Below are 1983 nucleotides of genomic sequence, written 5' to 3'. Positions count from 1 at the left end.
TCCTCAGCGGCCCTGTCAGGCGACATCCATCGGACGCGGACGCCCCATTGGCCACCGTTGTCGACGTTATCCGCGATGACACGAATCCGCGGAATGACCTCGAATCCACGAAATGGCGGGGCAGCGCGGGCCCGCGGCGCCGCCCGGACAGCCGAGGGCAACCAGATCATCTTCCTTGCCGCCCCGGACGCCCGACGGCCCCGACGGCCAGCCCGGTGAACCGGTCGAACAGAAACAGAATAATAATCTGTCTATATTTGAGAACGCGGCCCGGCCGCATCGCGTCGTACCCGGCAGGGCCGTGACCTGCGGATGTCGTCCATCACCAGCGCCGGTCCGGCAACGGCACCCATCCCCTTCCGAGCCCCGCGGCCTTCATGCCGCCGGAAGCCCCTCAGGTAACCGGCAGACATATCCGTAACCGATACGTCCATAACAGGGCTGTACGCCGTGGACGCCTCCAGGGGGCGCCCGTGCGCCATCCAGGCCCGCACCGACGATCCCATGATCGACTATAGGCCGCCGCGGCGCCGGGACGTCGCCTCTGGGCCCGGGCCCGGGCTGCCGGCCCCCGCCGTGCCGTCCGGAACCTCCGTTCGCCGTCCCGCCACGCCTGAGCAGCGGGAGCGGGAGCGGGAGCGGGCTGAGCATCGCACCCGGCCCCAGGACGTTCACCCCTAGAGCGCCGGTCGGGTAACCATACGTATCCCCCCGAACGGTGGCCCGCTTCGATGAGCGCCAGCTACCGGAGAAGATCGGCGCTATTTTGTCGTTGTGTACGCTTTTTGGCCGCAAAAGCGTACACAACGACAAAATAGCCTGGATCATGGCCTGCACGGGTGGTCCGTGGATGGGATCCGCGCTACTTGACCGGTGCTCTAGCGAACAACGCCGCCGTGATGACCATGGCCCCGCCGTGCGACGACGGGCGCCCAGTGGGCTGCCGAACATGACCCGCGGCCTGGGGAGCGGGCTTGGCGTGCCGGCGACATTGGTCGCGTTCAGCATCGAATGATTCACCGTCAGTGGGCTCGCCATCGATGGATCCGGCATCGCCGCAACGGTTCTTCTCGGCCGCGCGACGCCCGCCGCCACGAGCGCCTGGTGTCGGCCCGTCCGAGAGAGGGTATGGACCGCTCCGCCCGCCTCGGCTCCCGACGGCCGCACCCGCACCAACATCGGGAAGCACATGGGCCGGACGGACCCTCGCGCCCCGGCTCCCGACGGCCGCACCCGCATCCGCACGGGGGCCTCACGACACCGCGACGCCGCCTCGTCGCGGCCCCTCCGGGGTCTTCGGCCACCCCGGAAAACATCATGATCACATTATGGACAGCGGGTAGATTAGACATAGTCCAAAGAAGAGGAGACTCAGATATGATCAACAAGGTTGATCGCGTGGGTAGCCTGCTCCAAGCCACACTGGTAGAGTTTGTTGATCTTGCCCAGCAGGGCAAACAGGCCCACTGGAACGTCGTCGGCCCCCACTTCCTCCCGGTACACCAGCAGCTCGACACGCTGGTCAACGACGTGCGGCTGGGCGCGGACGAAGTCGCGGAACGCGCGGTGGCCATCGGCTACCATCCGGACGGGCGCAGCGCCACCGTGGCAAAGGAGACACCGCTGAGCGAACTGCCCGCGGGGCCGATCAGCGACGCCGACGCGGTGCGCGCGATCGCCAACCGACTACGGAAAGTAGCCGACGCCCTCCGTACGCGGGTGGACCAGCTCAACGATCTCGACCCGGTAACCCAGGACCTGCTGATCGGCCTCACCGCGACCCTGGACAAGCACACATGGATGTTTGGCGCACAGTTGAACTGAGCGCCCGGCTACGTACCGCGGGCCTGCGGGCCACCGGCCCCCGGCTCGCGGTGCTGGACGCCCTGATCCGTCTCGGCGGCCACCGGCGGGCCGACGAGGTGCACAGCCACCTGACGGGCCAGGGCCGCGATCTCGCTCGAGCCAGCGTCTACAACGTTC

General features: G+C 67.8%; 2 protein-coding genes. Both read left to right on the top strand.

Annotated elements, in window-relative coordinates; genetic code table 11:
- Positions 1 to 1377: 1377 nt before the first annotated feature.
- Positions 1378 to 1824 (top strand): Dps family protein, encoded by a 447-nt coding sequence (locus tag NBW84_RS13305; RefSeq protein ID WP_250285003.1) that lies wholly within the window; start codon positions 1378 to 1380, stop codon positions 1822 to 1824.
- On the top strand, positions 1797 to 1983 hold a 187-nt coding region (locus NBW84_RS13300), incomplete at its 3' end, for a transcriptional repressor (RefSeq protein ID WP_250285002.1). The genes NBW84_RS13305 and NBW84_RS13300, both read left to right, overlap by 28 nt.

Source organism: Protofrankia sp. CiP1_Cm_nod2 (genome assembly GCF_920664355.1).
GTDB lineage: Bacteria > Actinomycetota > Actinomycetes > Frankiales > Frankiaceae > Protofrankia.
The sequence above is the reverse complement of the archived record's forward strand: the minus strand, read 5'-3'. Positions and strand labels throughout refer to the sequence as shown.

Excerpts from the sequence above, each read along its gene's own strand:
- NBW84_RS13305 (WP_250285003.1), top strand. The coding sequence starts at position 1,378 with ATGATCAACAAGGTTGATCGCGTGGGTAGCCTGCTCCAAGCCACACTG.